The organism is Vibrio mytili (assembly GCF_000830505.1).
Lineage (GTDB): Bacteria > Pseudomonadota > Gammaproteobacteria > Enterobacterales > Vibrionaceae > Vibrio > Vibrio mytili.
Genome location: NZ_JXOK01000006.1, coordinates 174,187 through 187,818 on the forward strand (window position 1 = coordinate 174,187; position 13,632 = coordinate 187,818).

Below are 13,632 nucleotides of genomic sequence, written 5' to 3' on the forward strand. Positions count from 1 at the left end.
TTCGGCAGCGTTTTTCCTTTTTATGCATCACTTGATTTTCTCTCAAATCAACTCCATATCTACAGTCAACGACATGACAAACAAGCAAGGATACTCTGATGCAATCCCCATTTATCGTTGAGATAACAGAACAGAACTTTCGTGAAACGCTTGAAGGCTCGATGAACACGCCCGTCCTCATCCATTTTTGGGCCAATGCGCAACCTGAAAGTGCTCAGATACTGCCGGAGCTGCAATCTCTTGCCCAACAATATAATGGTGCCTTTACGCTTGCTTTATTAAATTGCGAAGAGCAACAAGCTTTGGCAGCTCAATTTGGCGTCCAAGTTCTGCCAACCATCGCGTTGTTTGTCAACGGCCAAGCTGTAGATGGACTGGGTGGGCCTCAACCTATTGACGCCATTGCTGCCATGCTACAAAAGCACCTTCCAAGCCCTGAAGAACAGCTTCTCAAGCAGGTCAGTGAGCTGCTACAACAAAATGAGCATGCACAAGCGCTTAGCATTATTCAGACACTACCAACAGAGCTTCAATCGCGAGGTGATATCAAACTAACCATGGCGGATTGTTTACTGGAAACCAAACAATTTGACGTCGCCCAAGAACTATTAAGTGAAATTCCATTGGAGTATCAAGACAACCACTACAAGGGCTTAATGGCAAAGCTTGAACTTCATCTACAAGCCGCCGATAGTCCTGAGCTTCAACGATTAGAACAAGCCTTTGCTGACGATTCTGAGAACCTTGAACTTGCTTGTGAATTAGCTGTGCAGTACAACCAAGTCGGTCGTGATGAAGAAGCACTGGAACTGCTTTGGAATATCCTAAAAGTTAATCTGGGCGCTCAAGATGGCGAAGTAAAAAAAACCTTTATGGATATATTAAATGCCCTAGGACAAGGTAACGCAATTGCGAGTAAATATCGTCGCCAGCTTTACTCCATTTTGTATTAAATACCCACTATATTTCACGCCAAAGGTCGGACTATCCGGCCTTTATTGTACCCCCATGTCCTCTTAACAAAAACGACGATGCTTTCCGGTTAAAAGGGAGCAACGATTCGCGCACCAGTAAATAAGTTCTCAGATATTCAATTGTCTATTGCTGCTAAATAGGTAAAAATGAATCAAATATTATGCATTTAAGGGAATACACCATGCCAACTGATTCATTGATTGCTATCGCTATCTTTGTCGCGGTCGCCATTATCATTCTTGCGTCCGCCATCAAGACAGTTCCGCAAGGAAGCAACTGGACAGTCGAACGATTCGGTCGTTACACTCAAACACTCACCCCCGGTTTGAACTTAATTATTCCTTTCATAGATCGTGTTGGACACAAGATCAGCATGATGGAGCGTGTGCTAGACATTCCTGCGCAAGAGGTCATCAGCAAAGACAACGCCAATGTCGTCATTGATGCGGTGTGTTTTGTTCAGGTAGTGAGCGCTTCAAAAGCGGCTTATGAAGTCAATGATTTGGAGCATGCCATCCGAAATCTTACCCTAACCAATATTCGGACCGTACTTGGTTCAATGGAATTGGATGAGATGTTAAGCCAACGCGACATGATCAACTCCAAACTGTTGGCCATCGTCGATCAAGCGACCAATCCTTGGGGCGTCAAAGTCACTCGAATTGAAATTAAAGATGTCCAGCCGCCAGCAGATCTGACCGCTGCAATGAATGCGCAAATGAAAGCAGAACGAAATAAACGCGCAGAGATCCTCGAAGCGGAAGCGTACGCCAAGCTGAAATCTTAAGAGCAGAGGGACAAAAGCAGTCAGAAATCTTAAAAGCGGAAGGGGAAAAACAAGCCGCTATTTTGCATGCAGAAGCTCGTGAACGCGCCGCGCAAGCTGAAGCAAAAGCCACCTATATGGTGTCTGAAGCCATTGCGAAGGGAGATGTGCAAGCCGTGAATTACTTTATTGCACAAGGTTATACGGACGCGATAAAAAGTATCGGTCAGGCGGAGAATGGCAAGATCATCATGTTGCCACTAGAAGCAACCGGGCTTATGGGTTCTATTGCTGGGATTGCTGAAATGTTTAAACAACAGAACAAAGAGTAAGGTCAAACTATGGACGTGTTTAGCCTACTTGATAGTGTCACTTTTTGGCATTGGCTAGCGCTGGGATTAAGTCTTCTTGCCGTCGAGCTGCTTGGCACGGCGGGTTACTGTCTCTGGCTTGGTCTATCAGCACTTCTTGTTGCCGTTGTACTTTCTGTCTTGCCAATCAGTTGGCAACTGCAATGGTTTTGTTTTGCCGCTTTTAGTTTACTCACGACTTGGCTTTGGTGGCGACGCCAATGGGCAAAAGATAAAAAAGAAGATCAAGTACGCGACTTAAATCAAAAGTACAAGCAACTTATCGGACAGACGGTAACACTCGAAGAAGACTTTGCTGTCGGGATGAATCGAATTCGAATCGCAGACACCACGTGGTCAGCTCGATCTGAGCAAGCACTCACTGCCGGAACCAGAGTAAAAATTATCGCTGTCGATGGGATAATTCTTACCGTAGAGCCGGTTAGCGACTAACTTAGACACCATACGAAAAAACTGCAAGAGCATCAGAACTAAGAAGTTTTAAGTCATAAGTAAAAAGCTTCCCCCCGGAAGCTTTTTACACGATTTATTGATTGATGAGCCAATTCAGCACTTGAGAGCGCTCTTCCTGACTCGACTCAGAATACCAATATTGCAGCATATTATAACTTTGGGACTCACTGGTGACAGTTTGGACACCACCTTTTCGATTCTTTATCGCAAATTGTGCGAATTGTTCTTTTTCTTCTGGAGTTGCTTTGTCATACCAATATTGAACCATTTCAATGGATTTACTGTCGTTAACTGGCAATGACTGCGTTGAGGATTGTCCTTGTGACGACTGCGAACGAGCGGATTCTGCACCACCAGCAACAGCAAGCCCTTCACGTTCTACTGCCTCAAAATAGGCTTTTGGAACCGTGACTTCAACCGTATTTCGTTTGCCGGAAGAAATCGTAAACGTGACGTTCTTACCATCAAACTGCTTAAGCGTTTGCTGGCTAAATGGAAAACGCAACCACTGAGTGACAGTACAATGCTCAGTACATGTCTCGGACGTTGGTCTGAAGTTATCTAACTTAATTGATTTCCCATTCAGAACTGCAGTATGGAAACTGTCGTAGTTTTTGAAATAACTCACTGACATATCAATGGTCGATTGTTTAGAGAGTGGCTTTTCACCTCTATTATGCACTGAGACATAAGTTAAGTCAGATTTTACTAGGTTGGCACCAACCAGCGCTCGTGTATCCGGCGTAATCGACTTTGCATATACCTCGACATAATTGCTTCTTTCTTTAATGCTATCAACAGCATCAGAGAACTCACTTGAGGTATCGAGCGTACTACAGCCAACTGTTACCAATGCGGCTGATAACAGGGACAAACATCTCAATATTTTCATATTCTTGATCCTTAATAAAAATACGCCAGCAAAAATATGCTGGCGTAAAACCTAAAGAAAGGCAATCAGAAAAAGGGGATTAGAAGCCGTATTCCATACCAACACGTACAAACATCACTTTATCTTCTGCGTTGTAAGCATCATGTTGACCTACACGTACGTATGGTACGAAACCATTGTGTACGTACATTAGCTGACCTGATAGCACTTCATCATCATCACCTTGTTTCTTGCCATCAACTTCTGATTCATCGTTAAATGCGTAGCCTAGTTTAAAGCCCCAAGGACCGTTCCAGTACTGACCGATAACAGAGTATTGACCTTGCTCTGCTTCCTGACCAGCGTAAGCTGCATGTTTAGACTCACCTTCGCTGTACTTGTATGCACCAGCAAGACCGAAGCCAGCAGGTAAAGGAAGTTCAAAACCTACAATGTAAGCAGTTGAATCAATGTCTGAACCACCGTACTTAGAGTTAGATTCAAAGCCAGCATGAACAGTGACAACGTCAGAGAAATTGTAGTGCGCTCCAGCGCCAACATGGTTTGAGCTCTTAACGTCTTTATCACCGCGACCTACTGAGAAGTTCAGTGTTAGGCCACCCATAGCAGGAGAATCATAACGTGCGATATCACCTTTACGGTCGTAGTGCGCTTTAACGTCACCACCCCAGTCAAATACACGTCCTAGACCTGGGTTTGAGTAAGGCCAGTCAACGATTTCGTACAATGGAGTTAACATACGACCAAAGCGTACTTTACCCCAGTCACCTTGAAGACCTAGGAACGTATCACGCGCACCTAAAGTTGCACCGGTACCATCTTCACCAACGTAACCTGATTCAATTTGCATAAATACATTCAAGTTATCAAACATATCTTTGCTTGCACGGAAACCAATACGTGATTCGTTTTCGTAATCGTAGCCATTACTATCTTCTTGGTAAAAAGCAGAAATTGCTGCAACACCGTACGCTTGTACATTGAAATCAGAAATAACACCAACTTGTGAAGACTCTGCACCAGCAGCTACTGCGCCAGTTGAAGCAGCTGCGATTGCAGCACCAAGTAGAGTACGTTTTAACATTTTGTCCATGGATAAACTCCTAAAATAGATATAGCTGTCTTTTTCTATCTCCCCTTAAGTTGGCCGCCGAAGGAGAGTAGTAAATTTTTGATTAGTCCAATCATTTCAAATTCGACTATTTTTAGTTCTTGCATACACACTGTGTATCCACGCCACTAAGACTAACTTCGAGACGAAAAACATCCAAACGGAACTTATTTATTTTCTAAAAAAATATGAGCCACGCCAAAGTTCCATATGAGTTGTTGATCCAGATCTTATTTTTAGACTAAGTTCACTAGAAATAAATATAAGGAAACAAAATCAACCACTTAACTTAAATAAAAACAATCCAATTTGAAGTGACTCGCATAATTTTCGCGAAAAAATTTTAGAATCACCTAAGAGAGACAGAGATCACTGAAAAGAAAAGACGGACAACTTACACGATTTAAGGGACTTTATGCGCGGAAATAAAAAACCCCAAGTAGAGACTATTCGGGGCTTCGGAGATATATTTACGATGTCATTAAAAAATTAAACGGACTTTAATTGCATTAGCTGCAGTAAGTCCTCCTCTGTTTTTATTTCGATGCCTAAGTCTTGTGCTTTTGTCAGCTTCGAGCCAGCATTTTCACCAGCAAACAAAAGATCGGTTTTTTTAGATACGCTTCCCGTCACTTTTGCGCCTAACGCTTGTAATGCTTCCTTAGCTTCTGAGCGACCAAGTTGTGAGAGTGTGCCGGTCAACACTACGGTTTTCCCTTCTAAAGGCTGTTCCCCACTTTGTTCGTTGGCACTGATTTCAGGCCAATGGATCCCTTGTGCAAGCAGCTCTTGTACCACCGCTTGGTTTTTCTCTTCTTCAAAAAAGGTGGTTATGTGTTGAGCAACCACGACACCGATATCTTGCACTTCTATTAGCGCCTCTTCCGTCGCGCTTTGAATCGCTGGTAACGTTTTGAAGTGTGCAGCTAAATTGGCCGCTGTCGCCTCACCGACCTCGCGAATACCCAACGAATACAAAAAACGAGGCAAAGTGGTTGCTTTCGATTTTTCTAGTGCGTTTACGATATTTTGTGCCGATTTGGGGCCCATGCGATCCAAAACCGTCAATACACCGGCTGATAGTTTGAACAGATCGGCAGGGGTTTCTACCATTTCTCGATCCACAAGCTGCTCGATCACCTTATCACCAAGACCATCGACATCAAGCGCCTTACGCGACACAAAATGTTTGAGCGCTTGTTTACGTTGCGCCTGACAAACCAACCCGCCAGTACAGCGCGTTACCGCTTCTCCTTCGATACGTTCTACATGTGAACCGCAGACTGGACACTCGGACGGGAAAGTAATATCTCGAGCGTTCTCTGGTCGGCGTTCTTTGATGACAGATACCACTTGCGGAATAACGTCACCCGCACGGCGAATGACCACCTGATCGCCAATTTTGACTTGAAGACGCTCAATTTCGTCTGCATTGTGCAACGTTGCATTGCTGACCGTTACACCACCGACAAACACAGGCTCCAACTTCGCAACGGGAGTAATTGCGCCAGTGCGTCCTACTTGAAACTCGACTTCATTCAATGTCGTAATTTCTTCTTGGGCTGGGAATTTATAAGCTATCGCCCAACGGGGGGCGCGAGCAACGAAACCTAACCGCTCTTGAACAGCAATGTCGTCGATCTTTAGCACGACACCATCAATTTCATACGGCAAGGCATCACGACGTTGCAGTATGTCCTGATAATACGCTTTTACGTCTTCTAAGCTGTCAACTCGCTTAGTTTCTGGGCACATTGGTAGTCCCCAAGATTTGATTTGTAAAAAGCGTTCATAGTGACTAGATGCCAGCTCCGCTCCTTGGACAATCCCAACACTGTAAGCATAAAAACTGAGGGGGCGAGAAGCAGTAATACGCGAATCTAATTGACGAAGGCTACCTGCTGCTGCGTTACGTGGGTTAACGAAGATTTTCTCTCCCTTTTTTCGTGCCAGTTCATTCAGCATTTCGAAGCCCGCTTTCGGCATAAAGACCTCACCACGTACTTCGAGGCGATTTGGCCATCCTTCTCCATGCAACTTTAAAGGAATGGCTTTAATGGTACGAACATTTTCAGTGATGTTTTCACCTGTTGTACCATCGCCTCGTGTTGCAGCTTGCACAAGTACACCGTTTTCATACAGCAAGCTCACCGCTAAACCGTCTAATTTCGGTTCGCAACAATATTGCTTGATACTTTGACTACCGACTCGGTCTTGTGCACGTTTATGAAAATTGTCTAACTCACTGTCATCAAATGCATTATCTAGTGACAACATCGGTACTTCATGCGTAACCTGGCTAAATTCAGATAATGGTTTTCCACCAACACGCTGGCTCGGAGAATCAACACTGATTAAATCTGGATTTTGAGCTTCGATTTCCAGTAACTCGCGCATCAAGCGGTCATACTCAGCATCAGGGATCTCTGGGTTATCTTCCACATAGTAACGAACGGCGTGGTAGTGCAACGACTCTTTGAGTTCTTCTAGTCGTTGAAGTACGGATTCAGACATAGTAAAGCCCTGTATATTTCGATAAGGTTGGAAATCCAAGAAAAAGGGCTCCTTCCGGAGCCCCTTTTTTAATTAGATATAAGACTATGCGTAAGCCGCCTTAAACTCAACTATTTGACGTCGATATGCAGCTAAACGGTCTGGTGTCATCAAGTTTCTTTGGTCATCCAGAACATTACCACCAAGGTCATCCGCAATTTGCTGAGCGGTTCGAAGCATTAGGTTAAAGTTTTGCTCTGCTTCTCCGTAACACGGTAAGGTCATGAAGAACGAAATGCCTTTAGTGGTAAACTCAGCCGGGTCACCGTGCTCCAATGTGCCTGGATGCATCATATTCGCAACGCTAAACAACACCTTGCCATTGCCTGACAAGTCTACATGGCGGTGGAAAATATGCATTTCCCCGTAAATAAGCCCATTTTGTTGCATACTGTCAAACAGTTCTGTTCCAACAAACGGTTCTGCACCTGCACAATGTACGTTTAGTACGATGACTTGCATTTCAGGTTCAGGTTTTGGCTCTTCTTCAACTTTTGGTTCAGTCAAGATCGGCTCGGCAGCTACTGCAACATCTTGAGTCGGTTGTTCAACATCTAATGATGGTTCGAATTGTCTCGGTTCGTTTAACTCAGGCTGAATCTGCTCTTCATCTACTGCAGGTTGACTCGCTTTTTTTACATGTAGTTCTTGCTCAACACTAGATTCTTGTCGCACATCAGACAAGTCTTCGGCGTCTTCTTTCATAGCAGAAAATGATGGGACCGCTTCTTGAGCATACTCGACAGGCGTGGCTTGCGTTGCTCCACCGAGTAACGGGTCAACGTCTAATTTGTTATCAAACGCATTCTCTGAGCCAAAATCCGGCTCTTTACGGTCCTTACGGACAATCTCAAAGTCGTCATCAGATGCTACATCGACATTTCGCTCTTTATTGACGACATTTTTTTCCTCTGGGCCAACGTCGAGTTTGCCAAGCGGCTTATTTCCGAACTTCGCTTTGCCTTCCTTTTTGCTGCTCCACAGACCATGAAACAACAATGCCCCGATGCTAGTGCGCCAACAACAATGAGTACGAATCGCAATTCCTGCATTATTTACTCTCAATAAACTTGTTTTTGTACTACTCGATGTTCCTTAAGCAGCAACCCAAGTGTAATAAATCTGAATGATGTGTTTACTTTACCAAAACTATATGGAGGTTTAGAACAACTTAATGCAAGAAGTTCAGTTTTTTGTTGTGATTTTTGCCACGATTCCACGTTACGAGAGGATAGATTTTAGGTTATTGAAAGAAAAACATTGAGAGGTACAATGTGTTGTCATTCACACGAAACGAATTGGATATGCAGTTTAACAACCAACAAAGAACCGGGTTCGGTTATTTCCTATACGGAATACAATTAGCTCTCTCTCCACAGATAAGACGCTTTGTCGTGTTGCCTTTACTAGCCAACATAATGCTCGTCGGTGGTGCAATATTCTACCTTTTTTCTCACTTGAACGTTTGGATTGAAGGTTGGTTGGGGCAATTACCAGACTTTTTGTCGTGGTTAAGCTATTTACTTTGGCCTCTACTCGCACTCACAATCCTTGCCACATTCTCTTACTTTTTCAGTACGCTAGCGAACTTCATTGCCGCACCATTTAATGGATTACTGGCCGAAAAGGTAGAAGAGGCACTGACTGGAAAAAAACTAAACGATGATGGCTTCGCTGCAGTCATAAAAGATGTACCAAGAGTATTAGCCCGAGAGTGGAGAAAGCTGTTATACACACTACCAAAAGCCATTGGGTTGTTTTTGTTATTGCTCATTCCGGCACTAGGACAAACCGTCGGCCCATTTTTATGGTTCATTTTCACTGCATGGATGCTGGCGATACAATATTGCGACTATCCGTTCGATAACCACAAAGTCCCCTTCCATGACATGCGTTACAAATTGAAACAAAAACAAGGGAAGGCGTACGGTTTTGGTGTTTTGGTTTCTGTTTTCACTACTATTCCAATCTTAAACCTTATCGTCATGCCTGTTGCAATCTGCGGCGCCACCGCCATGTGGGTAACAGAGTTTAAAAATCAACGTTAAGTGTTTGGTGAAGATAAAAAAGGAAAAGCACTCGCTTTTCCTTTTGTTTACCAAACTCGCCGGACAACCTAATAAGATATAACTTTTTAATCCTTTTCCCTTTTTTTCATACCGCATATTCTTTTAGTCATATTCACAAAACGTGTAATGAAGGAACATAACAATGAGCAAAATCTACGAAGATAACTCTCTCACTATTGGTAACACTCCCCTAGTCCGCCTTAACAAAGTAAGTAAAGGTAACGTGCTAGCAAAAATCGAAGCACGTAACCCAAGTTTTAGTGTTAAGTGCCGTATCGGCGCAAACATGATCTGGGATGCTGAGAAATCAGGCAAACTCAAGCCTGGTGTAGAGTTGGTAGAACCAACCAGTGGTAACACCGGTATTGCTTTGGCTTTCGTAGCGGCAGCTCGCGGATACAAGCTGACGCTAACTATGCCTGAATCAATGAGTCTGGAACGTCGTAAGCTACTGAAAGCACTGGGTGCAAACCTAGAACTGACAGAAGCGGCTAAAGGTATGAAAGGGGCGATTGCTAAAGCAGAAGAAATCGTCGCAAGTAACCCAGCTCAGTACCTACTTCTACAACAATTCAACAACCCAGCAAACCCAGAAATTCACGAGAAGACAACCGGCCCTGAAATTTGGGAAGCAACTGACGGCGAGATTGATGTCCTTGTCGCTGGTGTGGGTACTGGTGGTACAATTACGGGTACAAGCCGTTACATTAAAGGCGAAAAAGGCAAAGCAATTACTTCTGTTGCCGTCGAACCGGCAGAATCACCAGTCATCGCACAAGCACTCGCCGGTGAAGAAATCCAACCGGCACCGCACAAAATTCAAGGTATCGGTGCAGGTTTCATCCCTGGAAACTTAGATTTAGAACTTCTAGACCGTGTTGAGCCAGTGACTTCTGAAGACGCCATTGAGATGGCTCGCCGACTAATGGAAGAGGAAGGTATCCTTGCTGGTATCTCTTCTGGGGCTGCAGTTGTTGCTGCAAATCGCCTAGCAGAACTCCCTGAATTTGAAGGAAAAACTATCGTTGCAATCCTTCCAAGCTCAGGTGAGCGTTATCTAAGTACCGCTCTATTTTCCGGCATTTTTACGGAGAAAGAGAACGAACAGTAATATGTGTTCAAATCAATTTTTCGTCTAAAAAAGCCCCGCTTAGGGGCTTTTTTGTTGATCCCAGCTCAACCTTTGGTAATATCGGGGTGTTTTATTTTTAGCTTCAAAATAAAGAAGCAAAACACAAAAAGGTTTCAAAGTAATTACGCAAGCAAATAGTTGCGTATTTGCTAAACTTTTGGCTAGTATCAGAAGTGATACGCTTTGAACTCTCAGGTGCTAGCGCACAAGCAGCAAAGCGGGTAAGCTTTATATTAGTCACTACTAACAAAAAAATACATTTATTGGGGTATATCACATGTACGAGAAGCAAGTAGAAATCACTGCAGAAAATGGTCTTCACACTCGTCCAGCTGCACAGTTTGTTAAAGAAGCGAAAGCATTCGACGCAGACATCACTGTGACTTCTAATGGTAAAAGCGCTAGCGCTAAGAGCCTATTCAAACTTCAAACACTAGGCCTAGTAAAAGGTACTGAAGTTACTATTTCTGCTGAAGGCCCTCAAGCTCAGCAAGCAGTAGACCACCTAGTTGCTCTTATGGACCAACTACACTAATCCGGTCTTCGACTCCCAAAGCCATTTTGTGAAAACAAAATGGCTTTGTTGGAAATAGGCTCTAAACTAAGCTAAGACTATTCGTTAGCGCATCCATTATTCTCCCGTTTTTATAAAGTTGACCAAACTTAAGGTAAGGCTATGATTTCAGGCATCCTAGCATCTCCTGGTATTGCAATCGGTAAAGCACTACTACTTCAAGAAGATGAAATTGTCCTAAACAAAAACACTATTTCTGATGATCAAGTAGAAGCTGAAGTTCAGCGTTTCTTTGACGCTCGTGACAAGTCTGCTGCTCAGCTAGAAACTATCAAGCAAAAAGCACTTGAAACGTTCGGTGAAGAAAAAGAAGCGATCTTTGAAGGTCACATCATGCTTCTTGAAGATGAAGAGCTAGAGGAAGAAATCCTAGCACTGATCAAAGACGACAAGTTGACTGCGGATCACGCAATCTACTCAGTTATTGAAGAGCAAGCAACTGCGCTTGAATCACTTGATGACGAATACCTAAAAGAGCGTGCAACAGATATCCGTGATATCGGCTCTCGCTTCGTTAAAAACGCATTAGGTATCAATATCGTTTCACTAAGCGATATTAACGAAGAAGTCATCTTGGTCGCTTACGACCTAACGCCATCAGAAACAGCTCAAATCAACCTAGACTACGTACTGGGTTTTGGCTGTGACATCGGTGGCCGTACATCTCACACTTCTATTATGGCTCGCTCACTTGAGCTTCCAGCTATCGTTGGTACCAACGACATCACTAAGCAAGTGAAGAATGGCGACATGCTGATTCTTGACGCGATGAATAACAAGATTGTTGTGAACCCTTCTGAGGCAGAGCTAGAAGAAGCGAAAGCAGTTAAAGCTGAATTCCTAGCAGAAAAAGAAGAGCTAGCAAAACTTAAAGATTTACACGCAGAAACGACTGACGGTCATCGCGTTGAAGTATGCGGTAACATCGGTACGGTAAAAGACTGTGATGGTATCATCCGTAACGGTGGCGAAGGTGTTGGCCTGTACCGTACTGAATTCTTATTCATGGATCGCTCTGCGCTACCAACTGAAGAAGAACAGTACCAAGCGTACAAAGAAGTTGCAGAAGCAATGAGTGGTCAAGCTGTGATCATCCGTACAATGGATATCGGCGGTGATAAAGATCTTCCTTACATGGATCTTCCACAAGAGATGAACCCGTTCCTAGGCTGGCGTGCGGTACGTATCAGCTTGGATCGTCGTGAAATTCTTCGTGACCAATTACGTGGTATCCTACGTGCGTCAGCACACGGTAAACTGCGCATTATGTTCCCGATGATCATCTCTGTTGAGGAAATCCGTGAACTGAAGAAAGCAATTGAAGAGTACAAAGAAGAGCTACGTGCTGAAGGTCATGCTTTTGACGAAAACATCGAAATCGGTGTTATGGTAGAAACTCCAGCAGCGGCTGCAATTGCGCACCACCTAGCGAAAGAAGTGTCATTCTTCTCTATCGGTACAAACGACTTGACTCAATATACACTTGCTGTGGACCGTGGTAACGAGATGATTTCTCATCTTTACAACCCGCTATCACCAGCGGTACTTACTGTAATTAAGCAAGTGATCGATGCATCTCATGCTGAAGGTAAATGGACAGGTATGTGTGGTGAGCTTGCAGGTGACGAGCGCGCAACACTTCTACTTCTAGGTATGGGTCTGGACGAGTTCTCTATGAGCGGCATTTCAATCCCGAAAGTGAAGAAAGTCGTTCGTAACTCAAACTTCGCAGAAGTAAAAGCAATGGCTGAAGAAGCCCTTTCTCTACCAACAGCAGCAGAAATTGAAGCGGTAGTAGAAAAATTCATTGCTGAGAAATCTAAGTAGTAGTACCAAGAAATTCAATACTTAATCTGCATTAGACGGCGAAAAAAGTCGTCTAATGCGCTATATTGGTATACTATAATTCGACAGAATAAAACCAAAACCTTAGGAGCATGACACAATGGGTCTGTTTGATAAACTTAAGAAGCTTGTATCTGATGACAGTGCTGAAGCTGGTGCTATCGAAATTATCGCACCTCTTTCAGGTGAAATCGTAAACATCGAAGACGTGCCAGACGTTGTTTTCGCTGAGAAAATCGTTGGTGACGGTATTGCTATCAAGCCAGCAGGCAACAAAATGGTAGCTCCTGTAAACGGTACTATCGGTAAGATCTTCGAAACTAACCACGCATTCTCTATCGAGTCTGACGACGGTGTTGAGCTATTCGTTCACTTCGGTATCGATACCGTTGAACTAAAAGGCGAAGGCTTCACTCGCATCGCTGAAGAAGGTCAAACTGTTAAAGCTGGTGACACTATCATTGAATTCGATCTAGCTCTTCTAGAAGAGAAAGCGAAATCAACGCTAACTCCAGTTGTTATCTCTAACATGGATGAAATCAAAGAGTTGAACAAACTTTCTGGTTCTGTAACTGTTGGTGAAACACCAGTTCTACGTGTAACTAAGTAATTTTTACTCAGTACAACGCGAAGAAAACGCTGCCAAAAGGCAGCGTTTTTTATTTCTGATATTGTATGATCTAAAGGATGAAGCTTACTTACCTAAGTAATACCAATCAGAATAATTAAGTGATTGTTTATATTAGAAATAACATCCCCTACAATATCAAAAAACCTAGCCTTCTAAGCTAGGTTTTTACTTTCTACTCAAGTAACCTCAGATGCTTGTTACTTAATCGAAATAGTTACTTGCTCGACTTAGTTACTTGCTCGAAATAGGCGTTACTATCC

The 13,632-nt window shown here is 43.5% G+C and carries 11 protein-coding genes and 1 pseudogene; 8 read left to right on the plus strand and 4 right to left on the minus strand.

All coding sequences use genetic code 11. The annotated features are described in order from the left end of the window. Window positions 1-98: 98 nt before the first annotated feature. The 3 genes and pseudogenes from SU60_RS03205 (at window position 99) to SU60_RS03215 (ending at window position 2,544) form a co-directional block, all read left to right on the plus strand. Window positions 99-953, plus strand: a complete 855-nt coding sequence (locus SU60_RS03205; RefSeq protein WP_041154278.1) for a co-chaperone YbbN — start codon at window positions 99-101, stop codon at window positions 951-953. Window positions 954-1,156: 203 nt separating this feature from the next. Next, a pseudogene (locus SU60_RS03210) lies at window positions 1,157-2,073 on the plus strand (SPFH domain-containing protein). A 9-nt stretch (window positions 2,074-2,082) separates the two neighbouring features. Continuing rightward, entirely contained in the window at window positions 2,083-2,544 is a 462-nt protein-coding gene (locus SU60_RS03215; protein ID WP_041154279.1) for an NfeD family protein, read from the plus strand. Window positions 2,545-2,638: 94 nt separating this feature from the next. Here SU60_RS03215 and SU60_RS03220 read toward each other — a convergent pair whose 3' ends face one another. The 4 genes from SU60_RS03220 to zipA form a co-directional block, all read right to left on the minus strand. After that, the gene (locus SU60_RS03220; RefSeq protein ID WP_041154280.1) at window positions 2,639-3,457 is read right to left on the minus strand and encodes a hypothetical protein; all 819 of its coding nucleotides are present in this window, start codon (window positions 3,455-3,457) and stop codon (window positions 2,639-2,641) included. Window positions 3,458-3,536: 79 nt separating this feature from the next. Continuing rightward, a complete protein-coding gene (locus tag SU60_RS03225; RefSeq protein WP_041154281.1) occupies window positions 3,537-4,550 on the minus strand; it encodes a porin in 1,014 nt (337 codons plus the stop codon). Window positions 4,551-5,057: 507 nt separating this feature from the next. Continuing rightward, window positions 5,058-7,082 carry an NAD-dependent DNA ligase LigA gene (gene ligA / locus SU60_RS03230; protein ID WP_041154301.1) on the minus strand — a complete coding sequence of 675 codons (2,025 nt, stop codon included), beginning with the start codon at window positions 7,080-7,082 and terminating at the stop codon, window positions 5,058-5,060. An 84-nt stretch (window positions 7,083-7,166) separates the two neighbouring features. Then, on the minus strand, window positions 7,167-8,186 hold the full coding sequence (gene zipA, locus SU60_RS03235) for a cell division protein ZipA (protein ID WP_425337367.1): 1,020 nt from the start codon (window positions 8,184-8,186) through the stop codon (window positions 7,167-7,169). A gap of 239 nt (window positions 8,187-8,425) precedes the next feature. Between zipA and cysZ the strand changes: the two genes are divergently transcribed. From cysZ to crr, 5 genes are all read left to right on the plus strand, one after another. Beyond that, entirely contained in the window at window positions 8,426-9,169 is a 744-nt protein-coding gene (gene cysZ, locus SU60_RS03240) for a sulfate transporter CysZ (protein ID WP_041154282.1), read from the plus strand. A gap of 163 nt (window positions 9,170-9,332) precedes the next feature. Continuing rightward, window positions 9,333-10,301 carry a cysteine synthase A gene (cysK, locus tag SU60_RS03245; RefSeq protein WP_041154283.1) on the plus strand — a complete coding sequence of 323 codons (969 nt, stop codon included), beginning with the start codon at window positions 9,333-9,335 and terminating at the stop codon, window positions 10,299-10,301. A gap of 298 nt (window positions 10,302-10,599) precedes the next feature. Then, window positions 10,600-10,857: an HPr family phosphocarrier protein gene (locus SU60_RS03250; protein ID WP_041154284.1), complete on the plus strand. Its 258-nt coding sequence runs from the start codon at window positions 10,600-10,602 to the stop codon at window positions 10,855-10,857. A 141-nt stretch (window positions 10,858-10,998) separates the two neighbouring features. Next, the gene (gene ptsI, locus SU60_RS03255) at window positions 10,999-12,723 is read left to right on the plus strand and encodes a phosphoenolpyruvate-protein phosphotransferase PtsI (protein ID WP_041154285.1); all 1,725 of its coding nucleotides are present in this window, start codon (window positions 10,999-11,001) and stop codon (window positions 12,721-12,723) included. A gap of 118 nt (window positions 12,724-12,841) precedes the next feature. Next, window positions 12,842-13,351, plus strand: a complete 510-nt coding sequence (crr, locus tag SU60_RS03260; RefSeq protein WP_041154286.1) for a PTS glucose transporter subunit IIA — start codon at window positions 12,842-12,844, stop codon at window positions 13,349-13,351. Window positions 13,352-13,632: the final 281 nt, after the last annotated feature.

Excerpts from the sequence above, each read along its gene's own strand:
- SU60_RS03205 (WP_041154278.1), top strand. The coding sequence starts at position 99 with ATGCAATCCCCATTTATCGTTGAGATAACAGAACAGAACTTTCGTGAA.
- SU60_RS03215 (WP_041154279.1), top strand. The coding sequence starts at position 2,083 with ATGGACGTGTTTAGCCTACTTGATAGTGTCACTTTTTGGCATTGGCTA.
- SU60_RS03220 (WP_041154280.1), bottom strand. The coding sequence starts at position 3,457 with ATGAAAATATTGAGATGTTTGTCCCTGTTATCAGCCGCATTGGTAACA.
- SU60_RS03225 (WP_041154281.1), bottom strand. The coding sequence starts at position 4,550 with ATGGACAAAATGTTAAAACGTACTCTACTTGGTGCTGCAATCGCAGCT.
- ligA (WP_041154301.1), bottom strand. The coding sequence starts at position 7,082 with ATGTCTGAATCCGTACTTCAACGACTAGAAGAACTCAAAGAGTCGTTG.
- cysZ (WP_041154282.1), top strand. The coding sequence starts at position 8,426 with ATGCAGTTTAACAACCAACAAAGAACCGGGTTCGGTTATTTCCTATAC.
- cysK (WP_041154283.1), top strand. The coding sequence starts at position 9,333 with ATGAGCAAAATCTACGAAGATAACTCTCTCACTATTGGTAACACTCCC.
- SU60_RS03250 (WP_041154284.1), top strand. The coding sequence starts at position 10,600 with ATGTACGAGAAGCAAGTAGAAATCACTGCAGAAAATGGTCTTCACACT.
- ptsI (WP_041154285.1), top strand. The coding sequence starts at position 10,999 with ATGATTTCAGGCATCCTAGCATCTCCTGGTATTGCAATCGGTAAAGCA.
- crr (WP_041154286.1), top strand. The coding sequence starts at position 12,842 with ATGGGTCTGTTTGATAAACTTAAGAAGCTTGTATCTGATGACAGTGCT.